This window comes from Echinicola soli (assembly GCF_006575665.1).
GTDB lineage: Bacteria > Bacteroidota > Bacteroidia > Cytophagales > Cyclobacteriaceae > Echinicola > Echinicola soli.
In genome coordinates, this window is record NZ_CP041253.1 from 1,440,602 (window position 1) to 1,456,689 (window position 16,088).

Annotated in this window: 11 protein-coding genes and 1 riboswitch; of the genes, 6 read left to right on the forward strand and 5 right to left on the reverse strand. The window is 44.4% G+C overall.

The window, feature by feature from the left end:
- Positions 1-130 precede the first annotated feature (130 nt).
- The 3 genes from FKX85_RS06060 to FKX85_RS06070 form a co-directional block, all read right to left on the reverse strand.
- On the reverse strand, positions 131-2,518 hold the full coding sequence (locus FKX85_RS06060) for a TonB-dependent receptor (protein WP_141613874.1): 2,388 nt from the start codon (positions 2,516-2,518) through the stop codon (positions 131-133).
- A gap of 84 nt (positions 2,519-2,602) precedes the next feature.
- Positions 2,603-2,699, reverse strand: a riboswitch (TPP riboswitch).
- 958 nt (positions 2,700-3,657) lie between these two features.
- Positions 3,658-3,894, reverse strand: coding sequence for a hypothetical protein (locus FKX85_RS06065; protein ID WP_141613875.1), 237 nt, complete (start codon positions 3,892-3,894; stop codon positions 3,658-3,660).
- Positions 3,869-4,471 carry an RNA polymerase sigma factor gene (locus FKX85_RS06070; RefSeq protein ID WP_137401757.1) on the reverse strand — a complete coding sequence of 201 codons (603 nt, stop codon included), beginning with the start codon at positions 4,469-4,471 and terminating at the stop codon, positions 3,869-3,871. The genes FKX85_RS06065 and FKX85_RS06070 overlap by 26 nt, the downstream gene beginning before the upstream one ends.
- Positions 4,472-5,024: 553 nt before the next feature.
- Between FKX85_RS06070 and uvrA the strand changes: the two genes are divergently transcribed.
- The 3 genes from uvrA to FKX85_RS06085 all read left to right on the forward strand — a co-directional run bounded on the left by uvrA (position 5,025) and on the right by FKX85_RS06085 (position 10,024).
- The gene (gene uvrA, locus FKX85_RS06075) at positions 5,025-7,841 is read left to right on the forward strand and encodes an excinuclease ABC subunit UvrA (protein ID WP_141613876.1); all 2,817 of its coding nucleotides are present in this window, start codon (positions 5,025-5,027) and stop codon (positions 7,839-7,841) included.
- Positions 7,842-8,036: 195 nt separating this feature from the next.
- Complete coding sequence (locus FKX85_RS06080) at positions 8,037-9,083, forward strand: WD40/YVTN/BNR-like repeat-containing protein (RefSeq protein WP_141613877.1); 1,047 nt, start codon at positions 8,037-8,039, stop codon at positions 9,081-9,083.
- A 194-nt stretch (positions 9,084-9,277) separates the two neighbouring features.
- Positions 9,278-10,024, forward strand: coding sequence for a 1-(5-phosphoribosyl)-5-[(5-phosphoribosylamino)methylideneamino]imidazole-4-carboxamide isomerase (locus tag FKX85_RS06085; RefSeq protein ID WP_141613878.1), 747 nt, complete (start codon positions 9,278-9,280; stop codon positions 10,022-10,024).
- A 763-nt stretch (positions 10,025-10,787) separates the two neighbouring features.
- Here the strand turns inward: FKX85_RS06085 and FKX85_RS06090 are convergent.
- Positions 10,788-11,843 (reverse strand): aminotransferase class I/II-fold pyridoxal phosphate-dependent enzyme, encoded by a 1,056-nt coding sequence (locus tag FKX85_RS06090; protein WP_141613879.1) that lies wholly within the window; start codon positions 11,841-11,843, stop codon positions 10,788-10,790.
- A 197-nt stretch (positions 11,844-12,040) separates the two neighbouring features.
- A complete protein-coding gene (locus tag FKX85_RS06095; RefSeq protein WP_141613880.1) occupies positions 12,041-13,051 on the reverse strand; it encodes a dipeptide epimerase in 1,011 nt (336 codons plus the stop codon).
- Positions 13,052-13,448: 397 nt separating this feature from the next.
- On the opposite strand from FKX85_RS06095, the gene FKX85_RS06100 reads away from it, so the two are divergent.
- The 3 genes from FKX85_RS06100 (at position 13,449) to FKX85_RS06110 (ending at position 15,921) form a co-directional block, all read left to right on the forward strand.
- Positions 13,449-14,942 carry a M14 family metallopeptidase gene (locus FKX85_RS06100; protein ID WP_141613881.1) on the forward strand — a complete coding sequence of 498 codons (1,494 nt, stop codon included), beginning with the start codon at positions 13,449-13,451 and terminating at the stop codon, positions 14,940-14,942.
- A 29-nt stretch (positions 14,943-14,971) separates the two neighbouring features.
- A complete protein-coding gene (locus FKX85_RS06105) occupies positions 14,972-15,418 on the forward strand; it encodes a hypothetical protein (RefSeq protein WP_141613882.1) in 447 nt (148 codons plus the stop codon).
- A 170-nt stretch (positions 15,419-15,588) separates the two neighbouring features.
- Positions 15,589-15,921: an ArsR/SmtB family transcription factor gene (locus FKX85_RS06110; RefSeq protein WP_141613883.1), complete on the forward strand. Its 333-nt coding sequence runs from the start codon at positions 15,589-15,591 to the stop codon at positions 15,919-15,921.
- Positions 15,922-16,088: the final 167 nt, after the last annotated feature.

Here is a 16,088-nt window from a genome sequence, read left to right on the forward strand (position 1 = left end):
TAGCGGTGCTATGCTTCTGTCTCCAAACTAACTGATTTTCTTGCATTTTCAGGCCTTCCCGACATCCACCAGCCTGTCCCGAAGGATTTCGGGAGGACAGGCTACTACAATTCCTAATGTATAATCCAGGTTAAAACTTCACATTTACCCCTGCCATAAAATTGGTTCCGGCCATGGGGTAGTAGTAATTTTCGGTAACAAGCTCCCTATTTGTATCACCCGGAACAAAATAGCTAAAGGTGTACCCATTGGGTTCGTACATGACATCAAAGACATTGTTGACTTTTACACTAAATTCCAGTGCTCTCAGGAACCTTGGACGAAGGGTATAAGCAAATCGGATGTCATTGGTAAAGAAGGCATCCAGTTTACGGCCATCATTCTGGGTATTGTCCAGGTATTGGTCGTCCACGTACTTGGCCATCCAGCTGATCTCCATGTTTTTTATTGGATAAAAGTCCACCATGGCCGAACCCACGATATTTGGAGAAAAGGCAATGTCCGTATCTTCATAGGTAAATTCTTCCTGCTGGAATACTTCGGTGGAGTAATCATCGACGTATTCTGTAAAGGCATTGATCTTATTGCGACTGAAGGCAATGTTTCCTCCAAGGGTCCATTTTGGAGATAGCTTCACGGCTCCATCCAGTTCGATGCCGGCGCGGTAAGAATTGTCCACATTTTCCCGAATGTAAGCACCGACGTCGTTGATCTGTCCTGTCAGGATCAATTGGTCCTTATAGCCCATATAGTAGAAATTGGCATTATAGCTGAAGTTGCCTTTTTGGGCCCTGATGCCTGCTTCTATATTATGCAGCCGTTCGGGACGTGGAACTTCCGTAATAGGGTTGTCAGTAAAGTCACTTCTGACAGGCTCCCGATTGGCCACTGCAAAGGAGGCATACCAGGTTTCACCTTTTCCGCTTTCGTAGCTAATGCCGAATTTTGGATTGAAGAAATTGTAATGCTGTGCACCATCCACCACTCGCTGGTCGTCATTGACACCTTCAAAGCGGTAGTCAATCTGCCTAAACTGCAAGTCACCAAACAAGTAAAGGCGATTCGCGACTTCGTAGGTGGCCTTAGCATAGATGTTACGATCATCTTTCACCGCATTATTATCGTAATAGCGATCACGGATATCGGTGTTTCCAGCGACCCTGGCCCAGATGATCTCACCAAAATGGTCGCCATCATAGCGGTTGGCACCACCGCCCAGGATCAGGTCCCAGTGACCATCGTCAGACACGTAATTCACGGAGAATACACCACCGAAGAAGTCGTTGTCAAGCCATCTCCTGCGGATAATGTCAGTGCTCTCGATGGTCTCATCACCGATTACCACTGGGGCTAGGCCGTAGCTTGCAAAATCATCATCCTCGCGGTATTGTTCATAATACCCTCGACCATAGGTGTAATGCAAGGCAGCATGGGTTTTCCAGTTTTGGCCGTATTTTCCGGTATAGATAAACTGGTAATGGTCTTGCTGGTAATTATCGGTTTCGTTGTCGTAGCTGTAATAATTAAATGTCCGGTCCGTTTGCAATTTGTCTTCAGGTAGGCCATACCATGCTTGGTAGGTTTTTTCTTTGCCAGAAAATACGTTGACTTTAAAGACGTGGTCATCACCGTAATAACCACCCGAGAGGAAATAGGATTTGAGATCAGATGTAGCACGGTCCACATACCCGTCAGACTTAATCTGCGAAAGACGCGCATCTACGGCCCAGCGATCGTTCAGTAGCCCTGATCCAGCTTGTACGGTATATTTTTGTGAATTAAAAGAACCGAATGAGGTGGCTACCTCACCATATGCTTCTTCCTTCTTGGTATCCGTCTGGATATTCATGCTTGCACCAAATGTCGCGGCGCCATTGGTGGAGGTGCCGACTCCGCGTTGGATTTGGATATTCTCCACCGAACTGGCGAAGTCCGGCATGTTTACCCAAAAGACTCCATGGGATTCGGCGTCGTTCATAGGGATTCCATTTACCGTCACATTGATCCTTGTCTGGTCAGATCCTCTGATCCGAAGTCCTGTATATCCGATCCCTGCACCTGCATCTGAATTGGTGACCACAGATGGAGTATAATTCAGCAAAATAGGCATGTCCTGGCCCAGGTTGTTTTTGGCAAGGTCTTCCTTGGAGACCGACGTGAAGGTGGTAGGGGTGGTTTCTGAGGCCCTAGTGGCTGACACGATGAATTCCTCTGTAAGCAGGGAATTCTGTTTCAGGATGATTTTGAGTTCAGGAGACGGGACTTGCAATGCTTCCACATGTGACTCATAACCTACAAAGGACACCTTCAGCTGGTAATGGCCTTCGGGAACATTTTTAATGGCAAAGGCTCCATCGAAATCTACTGTACTGCCTCGGCCTGTACCTTCCAGAATTACATTGGCACCGATCAATGATTCCCCGGTAGTGGCATCTACGACCTTTCCGGTAACTTGGTTTTGTGCCATAGCACAAACTCCGACCAGCAGCATTGCTGCGGTCAAAAACATACGTTTCATTATTTAAATAGGTTAAGCTTGGTTAAACATCAGAGCCATCCAGGGGCGATTGCTCCACTTGTTGTTTACCCGATTGTTCCATATATCATGGAAATCGCATTTCCCTTCGCCGGCACTACCCGGATCAGGTAATATGGGTATGATCTCAGCCCGTGATTTTTGGGCACCCCTAATTCGATCTATTCTTGCAGCAAAGGTAGAAGGATTATTGGAGAATGAAAAAATGTTGTATAAATCACAATTTCTAATTCGTTGTCATCCCGACTTGAGGAGGGGGCTTAATTTTAAATAGGAGATTCCTTCCCGCTGTATCGGTGATCGGAATAGCCTGCCCTCCCTATATCCACCAGCCTGTCCCGAAGGATTTCGGGAGGACAGGCTGGTGGATATAGGGGACAAAGACATTGTTAGAATGGCGTAGCTAGTGGAATACGCAGCCGCTCATCTAAAAGCGATTTCCCTGGTATTCAATAGGCAGTTTGGGGATCAAGCGGAAAAGTTGGGGGGATTAGGGTTGGTTTCGATAGCACGCAGATGATGCAGATTAATAAGATTTACGCTGAATTTTTATAATAAACGCGATTTAAAATACCGTCCTTGCGAATGCAGAGCAACGGAGTGAAGCAATCTCGTTTTCTTAATACGGGATTGCCACGTCGCAAGCTCCTCGCGATGACGGATTTATACTGATTTTATAATCTACACATTCCTATTGCTACATTAAAGAGAAATATGCTTGCCAAAACCACTTGGAAATCTCTCATCTTCCAGAAATATTACTTGGTCCTCAAAATGTGCTAAAAAGGAGGCAAACGAAAAAGTTGAGGGCATGAATCCCTTTATTTTAAAAGGATTTCTTTTTTGTTTTTTTGCCACAAAGATTCTAAGACCCAAAGCTGTTTGTTTTCCATGAAATTTGGAATCCGCCTACAAAACACTTCGTGTCTTGGCGACTTCGTGGCGACATACCAAATGAATATAAATCTTCTCCCGCCCCAGAAATATTGATTGATCCCAGTTTGGTGGGCGGTGATCAGTTGAGTACTGCCAATTTAGAATTTTATGATCCTCAGTCCCGAAATAAAACAGCCCTTTCCGGCTTAAGCCGGAAAGGGCTGTTTTATTTCTATGGTGTGCGTTTAGACTTTTTCGAGTCCGGAAGACCTGGCTTTCTTAAGGATAGACTCTACGGTTTTTTCAGATGGTTCCATTACCACCTCATTGAGCCGGCCAAGCATATCCAGTGTATCCAAATATTCTTGCAATAAGCATTCATCTTTTTGCAAAATCTGCTCAAAGGCAATGCTTTCCATTTCGCTCATTTCCTGATAGACATATTGTATCAGTTGTTCACTTGGGGTAAAATATTTTGTCATAGGCAACATTTATTTGTTTCAACTTTTTCCGCATGTTGATAAGCGCATACCGCATTCTTCCAAGTGCCGTGTTGATGCTTACACCCGTCTGGTCGGCAATTTCCTGAAAACTCAAATCCATGTAATGCCGCATGATCAACACCTGCTTTTGGCTTTCAGGCAGTTCATCGATGAGGTCCCTTACCAGGGCATGAGTTTCGTCCTTGACCTTTTGGTCTTCGACATTGGAATCAGCAAATTTTAGTGTATTGAACAGATTCGAACCGTCTTCCATCATGATGAATGGATAACGCTTCATTTTTCTGAAATAGTCCACCGCTAAGTTGTGCGCAATCCGCATCAACCAAGGCTGAAATTTTCCTTCTTCGTTATATCGGTCAGAGTTAAGGGTTTGAATTACTTTCACAAACACGTCTTGCAGTAAATCCTCTGCTAAACCCTGATCTTTTACTATCATATAAATCGTCGTGAACACACGGGATTTATATTTATCTACCAACACTTCGAAAGCAGCTTCACTCCCATTTCTGTACTGAGCGATCAATTCGCTGTCTTTCGGTCTTAACCTTTTACTCATAAATTCTGACGTTTAAATAACGTAGAAGTCTACTTCATATTGCGGGATTTGGGGTTGAAACAAATTCTGTCAAAGTCAAATGTATATATTTGAAATACACAATGCAATGAAATAACTGATTTTTTTGTTTAAATTATACGTAACATTAGCCTGTGATCAAAATATAAATTCGATTATTTCCTGTATACCAAATTATAAATTGATTATATTTTTGACAAAAATAATCCTCATATAGGTCAATTTTTGTACCAATATATCAGAACCATAGAGTATACATGGAGGTTTAATAAAAAATCTTTTTAAAGTAATAAAATTTAATATATTTCGTAATAAGCGGGTCACGCTTATTGTGGAACTGTCTGTGTTTCTGTGGAAATTTTCAACAATCTAGATTTAATGTTACATGTATCAATTGTTTATAACAAAGATTTATCCAAAAAGGAGTAGTTGAAGGCCCGTTTGATGAAGGATTGAGCCATGAGGGAACTTTTCTAGTGAATTCAGCTTTAAACAAATTACCAATTCACAGGTTGACTTGGTATCTTTGTAAGCTATGAATGAGACAACTGCCTTGAATCCATCATCGATAGAGAATTTAGACCCTAAATCATATATCATCATCAAAAACGCCCGGGTAAACAACCTGAAAAACCTGAGTGTGGCCATTCCCAGAAATAAACTGGTGGTCGTAACAGGACTGTCAGGTTCCGGAAAGTCCAGTTTGGCCTTTGATACCTTGTTTGCTGAGGGCCAGCGGATGTATGTGGAGAGCCTGAGTTCCTATGCCCGTCAATTTTTGGGGAGAATGGAAAAGCCGGATGTAGAATACATCAAGGGCGTTTCTCCGGCCATTGCCATTCAGCAAAAGGTAACCACCAAAAATCCCAGGTCTACAGTAGGCACCACCACAGAGATCTATGATTATCTCAAGCTCCTGTTTAGCAGAATCGGCCATACGATATCCCCCATCAGTGGGGAAGAAGTAAAGCACCATACCGTTACGGATGTGGTGGATTTTATCCATAGCTTCGAAGAGGGCAAAAAAGTAATGATCAGCTGTCCTTTACAGACCAATGCCTCCCGAAGCATGGAAAAAGAACTGGAAATTCTATTACAAAAAGGATTTACACGGATTATTATTGATGGAGAGGTGTATTATGTGGAGGAGCTGCTGGAGGAAAAAAGTATTCCTGAAGGTGACATAGAAATCCTGATCGATAGGGCTGTAGTCAGGAAAGAAGACGAAGACAATCATTTCCGTATAGCAGATAGTGTGCAGACGGCTTTCTTTGAGGGACACGGCGATTGTTTTGTGGTAGTTCCTGGAAAAGAATCGAGAAAATTCAGTGACCGTTTTGAGCTGGATGGAATTTCTTTCGAGCTTCCATCAGTCAATTTCTTTAGCTTTAACAATCCCTACGGCGCCTGTAGGACCTGTGAGGGTTTTGGTTCGGTGCTGGGCATCGATCCGGATTTGGTGGTTCCTGATAAGTCCCTTTCCGTTTATGAAGGTGCCATCGCCCCTTGGCGGGGAGAGACCACCAAAAAATGGGCTACTCCACTGATCAAAAACGGCATTCACTTTGATTTTCCCATTCATAGACCTTATGAAGAGCTCGATGAGGAGCACAAAGAACTGATCTGGAAAGGCAATAGTCATTTCAAAGGGCTCGATGCATTTTTTGAGCATTTGCAGAGTAAGACCCACAAAATCCAGTATAGGGTGATGCTATCACGCTTCCGTGGGAGAACTACATGCCCTGACTGTAAGGGGACCAGGCTCCGAAAAGATGCTGCCTATGTCAAAGTCGACGGCCATTCCATCACCGACATTGTGCTGATGCCGATCGACAGGGCACTGGAATTTTTCCAAACTATCCAACTTACTGAAGGAGAGAAAAAAACGGCCAATCGACTTCTCAAGGAAATCTTAAACCGACTGGAGTATATCGATAAAGTTGGTCTGGGCTATTTGACGCTAAATCGCCTTACCTCCAGCCTCTCGGGCGGGGAATATCAGCGGATCAAGCTGGCCACTTCACTGGGAAGTGCTTTGGTAGGATCAATGTATATACTGGATGAGCCGAGCATTGGCCTGCATCCCAGGGATACCGATCGGCTGATATCGGTGCTCAAATCCCTTCGGGACATGGGCAATACGGTAATTGTGGTAGAGCATGAGGAAAAAATCATGAAGGCTGCCGATGAAATTGTGGACATTGGGCCGGATGCTGGCGTCAATGGCGGGGAACTGGTTTTTCAAGGTGATTTGGAAAACCTTATTGCCCATGGAGAAACCTACACCGCAAAATACCTGAAGGGAGTAGAAAAAATAGATATCAAGCAGGGAAACAGAAAGTGGAAGGATAAAATCCTGATCAATGGAGCTCGTGAAAACAACCTTAAAAACATCAATGTTCAGGTTCCGCTACATGCCCTTACAGTGATCACTGGGGTCAGTGGCTCTGGCAAGTCTACTTTGATCAAGAAAGTATTGTACCCAGCATTGGGCAAAATGCTGGGCACGGTAATCGATGAGACGGGAAAATTTGATAAGTTGGGCGGAGACTATAAATCCATTAGCCAAGTGGAATTTGTGGACCAAAACCCAATCGGAAAGTCTTCCCGGTCCAATCCCGTAACGTATGTGAAAGCCTATGATGCTATTAGAAGCTTATTTGCTGATCAGCCAGTGGCCAAACAGCGGGGCTATAAACCAGCCTTCTTTAGCTTTAATGTGGACGGCGGTCGCTGCGAAGCTTGCCAAGGGGAAGGCACGCAGAAAATAGAGATGCAGTTTATGGCCGATATTTTTCTTACCTGTGAATCCTGTAAGGGAAAGCGCTTCAAAAACGAGATCCTTGACATCACTTATAAAGACAAAAACATAGCCGATGTGCTTGGGATGACCATTGATGAAGCCATGACATTCTTCCAGGAGAAAAATGCCATCATCTCCCGTTTGCAGCCGCTGCAGGAGGTTGGTCTGGGCTATATTGGTCTTGGGCAGTCATCAAACACTCTCAGTGGAGGCGAAGCCCAGCGGGTAAAGCTGGCTTCCTTTCTGGGCAAAGGAGGCAACAAAGCCAAAGACCATGTACTGTTTATCTTTGACGAACCCACCACTGGTCTACACTTTCATGACATTAAGAAACTGTTGTATTCCATCAATGCCTTGATAGAGGAAGGGCATTCGGTGATCATTATTGAGCACAACACTGAAGTCATCAAATCTGCCGACTGGGTGATTGATCTAGGACCGGAAGGTGGTGAACGCGGAGGAAACGTGACCTTTGAAGGTACACCGGAAGCACTGGGGGAGGTAGAGGACAATTATACCGCAAAATACCTAAGAGAGTCGTTTTCTTAATGGAATGTTAGATAATAATTGTCAATCGATGTGAAAGAAACTTTTCCGATGGTTTTTGGGTTGAAAAACTTAAGTCCGGAAGATGTATGTTTGGGCTAATTGGCTGCAAACCATCATGTCAAGAAATGCAGATTGAAGATTTATGCGAAATCAATTTATAATCATATAGGTTGTTAAGATTTTTATCGAGAAGAAATGAAACATCAAATTTATCATCAAGTCCTTGTATGGGCATTTTTAGGTCTCTTTTTTTCATGTAATACTCCGCAGGCTACAGAGCGTCCTTCTCCCATGGGCTGGAAGGAGATCACCACTCCCACCGAAGCGTCCCTAAGGGGTCTTTCCCCCTTGACAGCGGACATTGTGTGGGCGACGGGCAGTAATGGGTGCTGGATGCTAACCATGGATGGTGGCGAGCATTGGGAAAAGGGTGTGATCGCTGGACTGGACACTGTGGATTTTAGGGATATTGAAGCCTTTAATGCCAAAACGGCGGTTGCTGTTTCCGCAGGGCAGCCGGCGGTTATTTATAAAACTACCGATGGCGGGAAGTCATGGGAGAAGAAATACCAAGGGCCTGAAGAAGCCTTTTTGGACGGATTGGCCTTTGTGGATGAAAGAAGAGGGTATGCATATGGTGATCCTGTAGATGGAAAATGGATGGTGCTGCTCACCCTAAATGGCGGGGATTCTTGGGAGCCGCTTAGCCGGACACCTGAAGTCCCTGATGGAGAAGCCGGCTTTGCGGCAAGTGGTTCGGGGATTTTGGCCAAAGGCCATGAAATCTGGATCGCCAGTGGTGGTATTAAGAGCAATATTTATTATTCGGAAAATGGCGGTATCGATTGGGATACCATTCCGGCACCATTTATTCAGGGGAAGCCTTCTCAAGGCATCTTCTCCCTCACTTTTATGAACAAAAGGCATATTGTCGCTGTCGGCGGGGATTATCTTGATCCCGATCGTGCTTCCGGGAACAGTGCTTTTTCACTCGATCATGGCAAAACGTGGAAGTCCACGGAAGGCAAACCTCCCGCTGGCTATCGATCAGGAGTGGCTTATTTTCCAGAAAGGAGTTGGCTGATAGCAGTGGGCCCTAATGGTAGTGATTATTCCTCCGATGGCGGGGAGAATTGGACGAAATTTTCCGATTATGGCCTCCATGCCATAAAATTGGCCAAGAATGGGGAGACCATTTGGGCTTCTGGTGCTGAAGGTAAAATTGCCAAACTGGAGTATTAAAGGGTACTGTCTGGCTGGTATCTTACTAATTCTACCAGAATCACTTGCTTAAAAATAATTATAGGGATTAATTATTAAATCAGGTGGTTTAATATTATATTAGGAAAGGCTTGACTAGAAACAGTAGCTTTTTATCTTACTTGGAGCAGTATAAGGCTAAGTCATGCTATTTAATCCTATAACCTTGACGCAAAATGTTTGAAATAATTCCATCTATATGGATCATGAACGGAAAGTGTGTCCGTCTCGAAAAAGGTGACTTTAGCACCGAGCAGGTGATATCTGATAACCCCTTGGAAATTGCCCAGGAGTTTGAGAACTGCGGTATTGAGCGGGTTCATTTGGTGGATCTGGACGGTGCTAGGAGGGGAAGTCCAAAAAACTATCATATTTTACATACTATTTCTGCTTATACTTCGCTAAGTGTCGATTTCACGGGAGGTGTAGGTACAGATGGAGATATTATCAAGGTTTTTGAACATGGAGCCAAAACCATTACTGCTGCTACTGTAGCGGCCAATTCACCCGAAAAGTTTGCCCAATGGTTGATTTCATACGGAAGGGAAAAAATCAACATGGCGGCAGATACTGATCCCAGAGACCATCTGATCAAGATCAGAGGTTGGCAAAAAAAGACCGATATCCATCTTTTTGATCAGATTTCCTATTTTTACGATAGAGGATTAAAATATCTGAAATGTTCTGATATTACCAGAGAAGGTGTCATGGAAGGGCCAAACTTTGAGCTATATGGAGAAATTGTGGAGCGATTTCCAAATCTCCATGTCGTCGCCAGTGGTGGTGTCCGAAATGTGGAGGATTTTAAGCGGTTAAAGGATTTGGGTTTGAGAGGTGTGGTTTTTGGGAAAGCTTATTATGCTGGAAAAATTACTGCAGAAGAGCTGAAGACCTTTATCGCCAGCTGCAAGGCGCCCCTTTAAGAGGAAGGAAAATTGATCGGTATTGTGTCTATTGAAATAGATTGGACAGGTTACTGCTGTAATTTGTAATTCCGAATTATATTTTAAATCTACTGACGTCCGACTAAATTTAAAATAAGATCAAAAACTGTCTTTAAATAGAAATTTGAGGGTTTTTATCCCAATCCCTAAAATGACCCCCATCCCCTTTAGGGGGATTTAGGGGTGAGAACAGTTGATTTTTTCAATTTAACGATTGTTTTCTCGGACGCTAGTATTTTAAAACCTTCATTTCGCGCCTGCCTTTGGCTGTAGACAGGCCTGTCTGGTGCCAAAGGCAGGCTTGTCTGGTGCCATAAGCAGGGAGAATGCGGCGTGGAAATCTCGGATTCAAAAGAATAGATTGCTTCACTCCGCTACCGCTGTGTTCGCAATGACGGTTTATTTTCGACCTTACGAGGAGCCTGCGACGTGGCAATCCCGTATTAAGAAAACGAGATTGCTTCACTCCATTACCAATGACGGCTTGATATCTATTTCATTTTCGAAATCAGGTTTATACTTCTTTACCAACTGTCATTATCCTCAGAAATTAGGGGGCAAGCGAAAAAGTTGGGGGGATTAGGATTGGTTTCGATAGCACGCAGATGGCGCAGATTAATAAGATTTGCGCTGATTTTTTTATGATGGAGCACGCATTCCTATTGCTGAATTAAAGAGAAATATTGCTTGATCTGAAATTAGTGCACAAAAATAATCCTGGCGTTCTTTGAGACTTTTTAGGTTAGCCTGAGGTAATCGCTGCGGCCAATTGTACGAGGTCTTCTTTGGTGTGGTAGGCGGATAAAATAATCCGGTCCACAGGCGCATCTTCCGACCTTGGATAGGAAAAAGAGGAAATCATAATTCCTGCTTCCAGCAATTTGGGAGACCAACCGTTATTTTTGAAGGTGACCACAGGGAAACGAGGATTGAACCTTAGCTTATCCGAGGAGTCTTTGATCAGGTGAAAAAAATACGCCATGTTTGCTCGAAGTAGCGATTGCTGCTGTTCGTAGAGTTTGTCAGCCTGCAAGAAGGCCTGACAGTAACCTGGTGCTGCTGGAGAGGCCCCTCTGAAGATAGCGCTGCTTTTCACCTTTTCTATAAAGTAGGCATCCCCCAAAATAATTCCCGCAGGAATGGCCAAGGCTTTGCCAAGCGAGCCTGCTACAATCAAACGGACAGGGAGGCTCTTCCACTGATGATAGGTGCCGTATATTCCTTTTCCAAGCAATCCCAAAGCATGACTGTCGTCTATCAGCAGGTAATAATTATTTTGTTCCGAGAGCTGTCTTACCCAGCTAAAATCATGCACGGCCGGTAAAATGGTATCCACCGCATTGGAGAGGATAGCGATGGTGTGGCCTGTTACTTGATGGCTCTTTTGGATACAGTCCTCAGCAAAATTGCGGAAAGACAGGATTGGATCAGGCTGGAATTGGGCGGGAAGGATGGCTGGATGGGCATCCGGAGCTGGCCACACATCATCCGCATGTGCATACAAAAGCGTCTGGGCGAGATATCCGGCCATAAATCCACTGCTGAGCAAAGCTCCAAATGGAGCTCCTGCTTCATGGGCAAATTTCTCTTCCAAGGCGTCAAATACTTCCAGCTGGACATTGCTAAATCTACTGGCTCCGTGATTGGAGCCGTACTGTTGGATGCCTTGAAGAATCAGCTGCTCGAATTTCGGCACACTGCCCATCCCTAAATAAGCAGTGCCGCTGAAATAGAGGTAGTCCTTTCCTTTCCAGGGAATAAGTCTACCGATTTTATGGTTTATAGGGTGGTGCTGCATGTAGATCTTTTCAGGGTGTTTTTGGTGTTTGCGGAAGGCGATAAGACACAGAAAATTTCTGTTTTTACTGTTGAACCGGCCGTTTTTTTATTGTTCTAAACATTTTTTGCTAAAAGCGATAAGGTAAAACACGATAGAAATTCGAAATCCTTCAGCTGACAATATAGTCCTCCAATCATCCAACAACAGAAAAGAAATCAAATTAACTCTGCGCCGATGCCTGGTCCATCTGGGAAAGTGACTTTTCCGGGTTCGATATGGACGCCTTTGGCAATGTCCTTGGCGAGCAGCATAGCTCCGTCCATATCCACATAATCCAGTAGCGGTGCAATATGGGCAATCGCCGTTACGCCCACAGAAGATTCCGTCATACAGCCCACCATGGTCTGCATGCCCAGTTCCTTGGCTTCATAGAGCATGCGCAATCCAGGTGTAATGCCACCCGCTTTGACCAACTTGACATTGATGCCATGGAAGAGACCATGGCATTTTTTGACATCTGATTCCACGATGCAGCTTTCGTCCGCAATGACGGGCAATTTGCTATGTTTATACACTTCCTTCATGCCTTCCAGGTCGTCTTTGGCCAGTGGCTGCTCCATAAATTCCACTTGGAGTTTCTTCAGTTCATGGGAATATTCAATGGCCTGCTCTGCGTTCCATGCACAATTTGCATCGATGCGGAAGATGGCTTTGGTGTGTTTGCGCAGCTCGCGTACGATCTCCAGGTCATGGTCTGTGCCCAGCTTGATTTTATAAAGTGGCCAGTCCAGCTCCCTCATCTTTTCCACCATTTTGCTCGTTTCGGCTATACCTATGGTGAAGTTGGTCGTCGGGATGTTTAATGGATCCAGCTTGAGGTACTCGTAGAGCTTTACGTCCATCTTTTTGGTGAACAGGTCCCAAGCGGCCAAATCCAGTGCACACTGGGCAAATGGATTGTGGGCAAAAATCCCTTTACATTGTTCCCAAAGCTTCTCAGGCGTTTCCCAATTACCTGCTTCGACGATCGGACGGGCATTTTCCAGGGACTCGGTCATGTTTTCGACCGTCATCCCATAGAAGGGATTGGTGGTGGACTCCCCAAGGCCATAAAACTCACCATCCGTAAGGCGGACGATGAGTGTTTCCTGCACATCACGACTTTGGTGGGCGATGGTGAAGGTGTGTTTCAGTGGCAATTGTTTGATCAATATCTCTAGTTTCATTGGGCTGTGGGGTTTTATGTCGGTTTGCTAAGGTGCTAAGAACATTCTGCGGTAAAATGGTTATTGTCTTTTGTCATATTTTATGAAATCTACTGGATTCACCAATTAAAATATGCCTTGGTCAATGGATTTACAGGTTCTCCCGACAGAAATCGGTTCGGAGAAACTGTATGCCGGTCCGCTGCAAATGGTAAATTTAGGTATGCCCAAGTTGTTATTTCTGCATTCGAACCAAAATATCCCTGAAGTTTATTATTTTGATTGACATTAAAAAGTGAATGGTGATTTCTAACAGAGGTTTCCGTACTTAGGAAAAGAAAAATCCCTGAAATCAGTGAGCAATGCTCGTGAATTGAAAGCCAATTTTGGGCAAGGATAATTTTAATAGGCGAAAGATATGGAGCAATTATACAAGAAACGATGGAGCACTATCGCAGTGGCAAGCATAGGGCTGTCCTTTTGTTTGTTTTCATGTACACAACCCCAAGAGCGTACAAAAAATCTCCAACCGGCGGTGCTAGAAGCGGCTTATGAGCAATACAAGGAGTCGGCTATCACCCATCGTCGGTTTACGCATGCAGATTTGCAGCCGCTGATAGAGGATCATACGGAGGGCTTTGAAGTGACTGCTCTTGGAAAGTCCGTGGAAGGGCGTCCTATCAGGCAGTTGGCATATGGAAAGGGGGAAACAAAGGTGCTGCTTTGGTCGCAGATGCACGGGGATGAAAGCACGGCCACAATGGCGCTTTTTGACCTGTTTAACTTTCTGGAAGGCAGTGGGGATGATTTTGGCCAAATACGAAAGGCCATTCATGATCAATTGACGCTGCATTTTATCCCAATGGTCAATCCCGATGGCGCAGAAAGGTTTACCCGCCGAAATGCCTATGGCATTGACCTGAACCGAGATGCCATCAAGGAAGTATCTCCAGAGGCCAACATCCTAAAAACCGCTAGAGAGGAATTTCAGGCTGATATTGGCTTTAACCTCCATGACCAGCAGATTTATTATAATGTGGAACAAACTCCCAAACCCGCCACGATCTCCGTGCTGGCACCGGCATTCAATTATAAAACGGAAGTAAATGACGTGCGGGCAAAAGCCATGCAGGTGATTGTGGGCATGAACCGTGTCCTGCAAGAGGTGACCCCTGGCCAAGTAGGCAAGTACAATGATGCCTTTGAGCCGAGGGCGTTTGGTGATAATTTCCAAAAATGGGGAACCAGTACCATCCTGATCGAGTCAGGCGGTTATCCGGGAGACCCTGACAAACAGTACATTCGCCAGTTGAATTTTATGATTATCCTGAACGCCCTCTATGAAATCGCTACAGGAAATTATGAACGCTATGCCGTGGAGGATTACTTTCGCATTCCGGACAATGATAACATGCTGATGGACCTGCTCCTGAAAAATGTAACGATCGATGACTCTAATGGCCAATATCAGCTGGATTTAGGGATCAAGCGGCGTAATGTGGAGATAGGCAAAGGAGATTTTTATGTAAGGGGCAGCTTGGATGATGTGGGAGATCTATCGGTGTACTATGCATATAAGGAATTTGATGCCAGCGGGATGATGCTGAAAAAAGGGAAAGTGGCCGAGGAGACCTTGGATTCACTTAGCAGTATTACCCCTGATATGGCCCTTGAGCTGCTGAGAGAAGGAAACTTGGCCGTTAAGGTAAAGCATGCACCAGAAGAGGCTCTGCATGAGTTGCCGATCCTCGTCTTTACTGATCAGGACAGCATTCCCGGCGGTACCACGACAGGCAGCTCGGCCAATTTTTTCTTGGAAAGCAATGGCCAACTGACACATGCCGTAGTCAATGGCTACCTGATCAATTTACAAAAACCAGTGATGGAGGGACTGAAGCAAAGGGTGTGGTAGTGGTCATGAATTAATGATGTCATTTCTATATGATAAATCTAACGGGGACGTGGGAAGGTGAGTATTCCATTAATGAAGGTACAGAAGCAGCACCTGAAATTCATTATTTCACTTTTCGGATGGAGCTATATGATGACAATGGGCAGTTAGGTGGAAAAGCCTATGACCTTGCACTTTCGGATGAACCGTCAGTTATCAGCGGATTTGTGGAAGGAAATAATATAAGTTTCATAAAAAAATACCAACGATTGGTATTTGAAGATAATGGAGTCTGTTTTGGGGATGATTCCAAAGAGCATCCGGATATACATTATCATGGAGAATATAACTTGAAAGATAATTGTTACCAAGGAACTTGGGAAATGCTCGAAGAAGAAGAGCGTGTCGGAAATCAAGAAGCTTACGACGAACACTATTTTTCTGGAAATTGGTTAATGTGTAAAGTGGAATATAAATATCAACGCCCAGGCGTATGACGCTATTGAACCTGAGCTGTATACAGAATGATATTCCTGTTTTATCCTAAGGTATAGCGGTTATGGAAGCTGGTTTTAACTATAACACCTTGATTTTTAAGTAAAAATAGCCTCTAAAATTTGCGCAGTTAAATGATTGCGCTTATATTAGCAGTCAAATAGCTGCGTTTATGGAACTACGAAGAGATGTATTTCAGGCCATTGCCGATCCCACGCGGAGGGCAATCATTACTTTGGTGGCCATTCAGTCCATGACCCCCAGTGCCATTGCGGGAAATTTTGACTCCTCCAGACAGACAATTTCTAAACATATCCAGATTCTTACCGAGTGCGAGTTGCTCGAGCAGGAACAGTCCGGAAGGGAAATTTACTACCAGCTGAACCCTGAAAAGCTGAAGACCATTGCCGATTTCATCGAGCCCTTTCGGCAGTTTTGGGATGAGAAGTTCAATAAGCTGGAGGCGGTGATGAAAAACTATAAGTCAAAAAAAGATGGTGACTGATTTAGCCAGTTGGACAATTGTACCTAATCCTACTTTGTCATGTTGTGATTATTTTAGGAGATTACTTCCTGATGTATCGGGACAGGCTATTCGTCGGAATGACAAAACACCCTGTCATCCCGAGGAACGAGGGATCTCTTTAAGGTACTTTCTTAATCTGATAAAGC

Bases quoted from the DNA above. Each gene is read 5' to 3' on its own strand.
- FKX85_RS06060 (WP_141613874.1), bottom strand. From the start codon at position 2,518: ATGAAACGTATGTTTTTGACCGCAGCAATGCTGCTGGTCGGAGTTTGT.
- FKX85_RS06065 (WP_141613875.1), bottom strand. From the start codon at position 3,894: ATGACAAAATATTTTACCCCAAGTGAACAACTGATACAATATGTCTAT.
- FKX85_RS06070 (WP_137401757.1), bottom strand. From the start codon at position 4,471: ATGAGTAAAAGGTTAAGACCGAAAGACAGCGAATTGATCGCTCAGTAC.
- uvrA (WP_141613876.1), top strand. From the start codon at position 5,025: ATGAATGAGACAACTGCCTTGAATCCATCATCGATAGAGAATTTAGAC.
- FKX85_RS06080 (WP_141613877.1), top strand. From the start codon at position 8,037: ATGAAACATCAAATTTATCATCAAGTCCTTGTATGGGCATTTTTAGGT.
- FKX85_RS06085 (WP_141613878.1), top strand. From the start codon at position 9,278: ATGTTTGAAATAATTCCATCTATATGGATCATGAACGGAAAGTGTGTC.
- FKX85_RS06090 (WP_141613879.1), bottom strand. From the start codon at position 11,843: ATGCAGCACCACCCTATAAACCATAAAATCGGTAGACTTATTCCCTGG.
- FKX85_RS06095 (WP_141613880.1), bottom strand. From the start codon at position 13,051: ATGAAACTAGAGATATTGATCAAACAATTGCCACTGAAACACACCTTC.
- FKX85_RS06100 (WP_141613881.1), top strand. From the start codon at position 13,449: ATGGAGCAATTATACAAGAAACGATGGAGCACTATCGCAGTGGCAAGC.
- FKX85_RS06105 (WP_141613882.1), top strand. From the start codon at position 14,972: ATGATAAATCTAACGGGGACGTGGGAAGGTGAGTATTCCATTAATGAA.
- FKX85_RS06110 (WP_141613883.1), top strand. From the start codon at position 15,589: ATGGAACTACGAAGAGATGTATTTCAGGCCATTGCCGATCCCACGCGG.